The organism is Streptomyces sp. NRRL B-24572, assembly GCF_002156145.1.
Classification (GTDB): Bacteria; Actinomycetota; Actinomycetes; order Streptomycetales; family Streptomycetaceae; genus Streptomyces; species Streptomyces vietnamensis.
Genome location: NZ_MWIG01000053.1, coordinates 1 through 5,198 on the forward strand (window position 1 = coordinate 1; position 5,198 = coordinate 5,198).

General features: G+C 70.9%; 4 protein-coding genes. 3 read left to right on the plus strand and 1 reads right to left on the minus strand.

Annotation, left to right across the window (positions count from 1 at the left end; genetic code table 11):
• Positions 1-1,043 (plus strand): hypothetical protein (locus CCN56_RS03525; protein ID WP_107484091.1); only part of this gene is annotated, 1,043 nt, incomplete at its 5' end.
• A gap of 14 nt (positions 1,044-1,057) precedes the next feature.
• Positions 1,058-2,518, plus strand: coding sequence for a hypothetical protein (locus CCN56_RS03530; RefSeq protein WP_086823459.1), 1,461 nt, complete (start codon positions 1,058-1,060; stop codon positions 2,516-2,518).
• Positions 2,519-2,590: 72 nt separating this feature from the next.
• Here the strand turns inward: CCN56_RS03530 and CCN56_RS03535 are convergent, their stop codons facing one another.
• A complete protein-coding gene (locus CCN56_RS03535; protein ID WP_086823462.1) occupies positions 2,591-4,111 on the minus strand; it encodes a peptide MFS transporter in 1,521 nt (506 codons plus the stop codon).
• Between the two features lie 424 nt (positions 4,112-4,535).
• On the opposite strand from CCN56_RS03535, the gene CCN56_RS03540 reads away from it, so the two are divergent.
• Positions 4,536-5,165 carry a response regulator transcription factor gene (locus tag CCN56_RS03540; RefSeq protein WP_086823465.1) on the plus strand — a complete coding sequence of 210 codons (630 nt, stop codon included), beginning with the start codon at positions 4,536-4,538 and terminating at the stop codon, positions 5,163-5,165.
• Positions 5,166-5,198 lie beyond the last annotated feature (33 nt).

The window sequence follows — 5,198 nt, forward strand, 5'->3', positions numbered from 1 at the left end:
CCGCCGCCCTGCTCACCGCCCTCGCCCTCGTCCTGCTGCCCACCGCCCCCGCGGCGACGGCGGCCCCGGGGCCCGTCGTCGAGCTCTCCGCGGCCGAGGGCGGCAAGGGCGGCGAGATCACCGTCAGCGGCAGCGGCTGGAAGCCCGGCGCGCTGCTCATGCTCCTGATCTGCGGTCAGGGCGCCCCCGGCAGGGGCGTCATCGGCGGCACCAACTCCTGCGCCAACACCGAGGGCCGCGCGGCCACCGTCGACAAGAGAGGCGCCTTCAGCACGAAGCTCCCCGTCGCCGAACCGCCCAAGCCCTGCCCCTGCGTGGTGCACGTCGCCGGGGTCACCGGCCAGCAGGACGCCGTCGACAAGGAGTTCACGGTCGCCGGGCACCCCACCGCCCCGCTCCCCGAAGCCTCCGGCGACGGCCGCCTCGCCGTCCTCGCCGCCGTACGCCTCGACGGCTCCAGCGGGATCCTCGTCTGGTTCGGGGCGCCCGCGCGCCGCGAGGTCGTCTTCACCGTCGGCAACCTCGGCCCGGCCGCCGTCAAGGACCCCGTCTTCGAGGTCGGCACCAGCCACGGCGTCTTCGCGCCCCAGTACGAGGAGCACCAGTGGCGCGGCACGATCGAACCCGGCAGGAAGGCCCTCATCCGCCTCCCCGCCGAACTCACCGCCGGCGCGCACGGCGACTACCAGGTCTCCGTGAAGTACGCGGGCAAGGTCCTCGTCGAGCAGCCGTGGGGCGTCGGCAGGCCCTGGGGCGTGACCCTCTTCTGGGCGCTCCTCGCCGTCGTGGTGCCGGCCGCGCTGTTCCGGATCGGCATGGCCGTGGTCGACCGCGTGCGGCCCGTTTCCGGGGCCGGCCGGGCCGCCGCCCCCAGGACCCGGACGAGGGCGCGCCCGCGTCGGCGCGCCCCGGCCCGTACACCCGTTTCCGCCCCCGCTCCGGGGGACGGCGAGACGACCGCGGCCCTGCCGTGGTTCAGCCCTGACTCCGCACCGTCAGCGCCAGAGAGCAGCAGCCCGACGACGACGAAGGGACAAGCGTGAGTACGCAACGGAGGATGAGCGCGGCCGGGGTCGCGCTGATGCTCGGCGGCGCGGGGATCCTGTATGCCGCCGGCCCCGCCCAGGCCGCCGAGGTGAGTTACGCGACGGAGTGCATTCCGCCGTCGATCTCGGGGCTCCCGCCCGTGCAGGGCACCACGAAGGTGCTGATCACCGCACCGGCGGAGGCCAAGGTCGGCGACGAGGTCGAGATCGTCTGGAAGACGGTCCAGGCCGCCTCGAAGAACCCCGACGTGCTCGACCTCGACAAGGACACGGTGAAGCCGACCGGCGTCCTCACGGTGGGCGGCGCGGGGAGCGGGACCGTGGCGATGGAGGGACCGCGGCAGAACCCGCCGATCCCGAAGAACAGCCCGATGGTGCTCCCCGACATGAAGGGGAAGCTGAAGCTGGACAAGGCGGGCGAGATCACGCTGACGCCCGGCAAGTACAACATCAACGTGTCGAAGCCCCTGTCGACGGACACCAAGTGCTCCCCGAAGGAGACGGTCCCGGTCGGCGCGACGATCAAGGTCACGGACGGCTCCTCGACCTCCGGCGGCGGTACGACGTCGGGCGGTACGACGTCGGGCGGTACGGCGACGTCCGGCGGCTCGACGACCTCGGGCGGTACGACCACCACGTCGGGCGGTACGACGACGTCCGGCGGCTCGACCACCACGTCCGGGGGTTCGACCACCACGTCGGGCGGTACGAGTTCCACGTCCGGCGGCTCGGCCACCACCTCCGGCGGTACGGGTTCCACGGCGGGTGGCACCACCGCCACCGGAGGCGACACCGGCGGAAGCTCCGGCGGCTCCGGCGGGCAGACCGACTTCTCCGGCAAGCAGGTCGCGGTCCAGTTCTCCTGCCAGCCCCCCGGCCCCGCCTCGATCGCCTCCAAGGTGACGATCGACGCCAGGAAGAACGGCAACGGCTACGACCTCACGGTCAAGACCGCCAAGGGCGTCATGGACAGCCCGGCGGCCCTGCCCGCCGGCGCCCTCAAGCCGTCCATGGCGGTCAGGATCGGTGGCGCCGACAGCGGAACGGTGAAGGTCACCGGTCCCGCCAACGCGGCCCCCCTGGAGGCGGGCAAGCCGGTCGACCTGCCCGACATGAAGGGCACGTACACGCCGGGGGCGACGGGCAGGTCCACCCTCAGCCCGGGCGCGCTCACCATCAGCGTCTCGCTGGGCGGCTCGCCGATCGTCATCCCCTGCCAGGTCAAGGGCACCGTCCAGGCCTCCCTCGAACTGGACACCAGCAAGCAGGCGGGCGGCGCCTCCGGCGGTGACGACGGCGGGACCTCCGCGGCCACCACCACGGGCTCCGGCGGTTCCGACGGCGGGAACCTCGCCCACACCGGCGCGGACGACAACGGCGCCCTGCGCGCCCTCGCCCTCGTCGCGGGCACGATCATCCTGCTCGGTGGCGCGGTCTTCACCTTCACCCCCTGGGCGCGGCTCAGGCGGTGACGCACCGGGAAACGACGGAGGGCCCGTCGCACCGGTGCGGTGCGACGGGCCCTCCGTGCGGGGCGGGTGACGTCAGTGGACGTCGCCCATGAGCGCCTTGACCTTCTTGCGGTACATGAAGACCGCGACGGCGGCGACCGTGACGGCCACGGCCTGCAGCGCGATGATCCCGGTGCCGTTCAGGTCCACGCCCGCGAGGGAGAGCAGACCCGTGGTGCAGTCACCGGCGGTGACGGCGAGGAACCAGACACCCAGCATCTGCGAGGCGTACTTCTGCGGCGCCATCTTCGTGGTGACGGAGAGGCCGACCGGGGAGAGGCACAGCTCGGCGACGGTCTGGATGAAGTAGATCCCGACCAGCCACATCGGGCTGACCTTGGTGTCGCCGGTGGCCAGGCCGATCGGGGCCAGGAAGACGAAGAACGAGATGCCGATGCCGACCAGGCCCAGCGAGAACTTCACGATGGTGCTCGGCTCCTGGTTGCGGCGGGCGAGCCACAGCCACAGCCAGGCGAAGACCGGAGCCAGCGCCATGACGAAGAGCGGGTTGAGCGACTGGAACCAGGTGGCCGGGAAGCTCAGCGGACCGATGTGGTCGGTGGTCTTGCTGTCCGCGAAGAGGGACAGGGTCGAGCCGCCCTGGTCGTAGATCATCCAGAAGACTGCCGCGGCCACGAAGAACCAGATGTAGCCGGTGACCTTCGACTGCTCGGCCTTGTCGAGGTCCTTGTCGCGCTTGATGCGGACGATCACGGCGATCGGGATGAGCAGACCGGCGAGGGTGATCGGGACGAGCGCCCAGTTCAGGGTGTACATGCCGGCGGCGACGACGATGCCGTAGAAGACGGCGACGACGGCGATCGTGGCGCAGACCTTGACGAGGACCGACTTGCGCTCGGCGTCGGAGAGCGGGTTCGGGACCACGCTGCTCTTCTCGTTCAGGTGCTTGGTGCCGAAGAGGAACTGGCCCAGACCGATGGCCATGCCGATGGCCGCGAGCAGGAAGCCCAGGTGCCAGTTGTAGCTCTCGCCGACGGTGCCGATGACCAGCGGGGCGAGGAAGGCGCCGAGGTTGATGCCGACGTAGAAGAGCGTGAAGCCACCGTCACGGCGCGGGTCGTCCGGGCCGTCGTAGAGGTGGCCGACCATCGTGGAGATGTTGGCCTTCAGCAGACCGGAGCCGGCGGCGACGAGCGCCAGGCCGACGAAGAACATCGCCTGGCCGGGGATGGCCAGCGAGGCGTGACCGGCCATGATCACGAAACCGGCGATGGTGACGGTCTTGCGGGCGCCCCAGACGCGGTCGCCGAACCAGCCGCCGGGCATGGCCATCAGGTAGACCATCGAGACGTAGACGGAGTAGATCGCCGTCGCCGTCGCCGCGGTCATCGCGAGGCCGCCACCCTGGCTGCCGGTCGCCGCGTCCGCGCCGCCGGAGACCAGGTACAGAACGAGAAGGGCCCGCATGCCGTAGTAGGAGAAACGCTCCCACATCTCGGTCATGAAGAGGGTGGCCAGGCCACGGGGGTGGCCGAAGAACGTCTTCTCGGAACCAGGGGTTCCGGTAGAAGTCGTCGTCAGGCTGGACGCCATGTCGATCCTTGCTCTGTCGGGACGCACGCCTTGTGAGCGTGGTGCGCCCGGTGGGGGAGGCCGGCACCGGCGGAGTCGAGTGATTCCGCCGGGATCCACGCCCCGAGGGATGCGTATGCGCGTCCCGGGACCCGGCCCACAGGTCGTTCACCGTCAAGGTTCGGCGGAGCCGACCCTACGCAGAAAGAGGACCTTGGCGCGCGAAGCTGGCCAAAGGTCCCCGATTACCGCTACTGACGTATCGCCACCATACGACACGACAGTGCCGGATATGGAAGGACTTGAGAGATGGATCACAGGTGACGAGGGAACCGTAAGCGATCTTTCGAAGGTCATTCCCCGGATACCCGCAAGATCCCCAGGGGTCATCCGGGCCCTGCGGATCGCGCCCCGGTCCGGGTGCCTTGCGGACTACCATCACCCCATGACCCGTGTACTGCTCGCCGAGGACGACGCATCCATCTCGGAACCGCTGGCCCGCGCCCTGCGGAGAGAGGGATACGAGGTCGAGGTCCGCGAGGACGGCCCCACCGCCCTCGACGCCGGACTCCAGGGCGGGGTCGACCTGGTCGTGCTCGACCTGGGCCTGCCCGGCATGGACGGCCTCGAAGTCGCCCGCCGGCTGCGTGCCGAGGGCCACACGGTCCCGATCCTGGTCCTCACCGCCCGCGCGGACGAGGTCGACACCGTCGTCGGGCTCGACGCGGGCGCCGACGACTACGTCACCNNGCGCGGCTCCACCGAGCCGGCCGCCGCCCCCGCGACCCACGGCGTACGGATCGACGTCGAGTCGCACCGGGCCTGGATGGGCGACGAGGAGCTCCAGCTCACGGCGAAGGAGTTCGACCTGCTCCGGGTCCTGGTCCGGGACGCGGGCCGGGTCGTCACCCGCGACCAGCTGATGCGCGAGGTCTGGGACACCACCTGGTGGTCCTCCACCAAGACCCTCGACATGCACATCTCCTGGCTGCGCAAGAAGCTCGGCGACGACGCGGCGAACCCCCGCTACATCGCGACGGTCCGGGGAGTCGGCTTCCGCTTCGAGAAGAGCTGAACCCCGTCGCCCCCCGTGTGGGCAGTCGTCCCG

Coding starts and splice junctions, on each gene's coding strand:
- CCN56_RS03530 (WP_086823459.1), top strand. CDS start 1,058: ATGAGCGCGGCCGGGGTCGCGCTGATGCTCGGCGGCGCGGGGATCCTG.
- CCN56_RS03535 (WP_086823462.1), bottom strand. CDS start 4,111: ATGGCGTCCAGCCTGACGACGACTTCTACCGGAACCCCTGGTTCCGAG.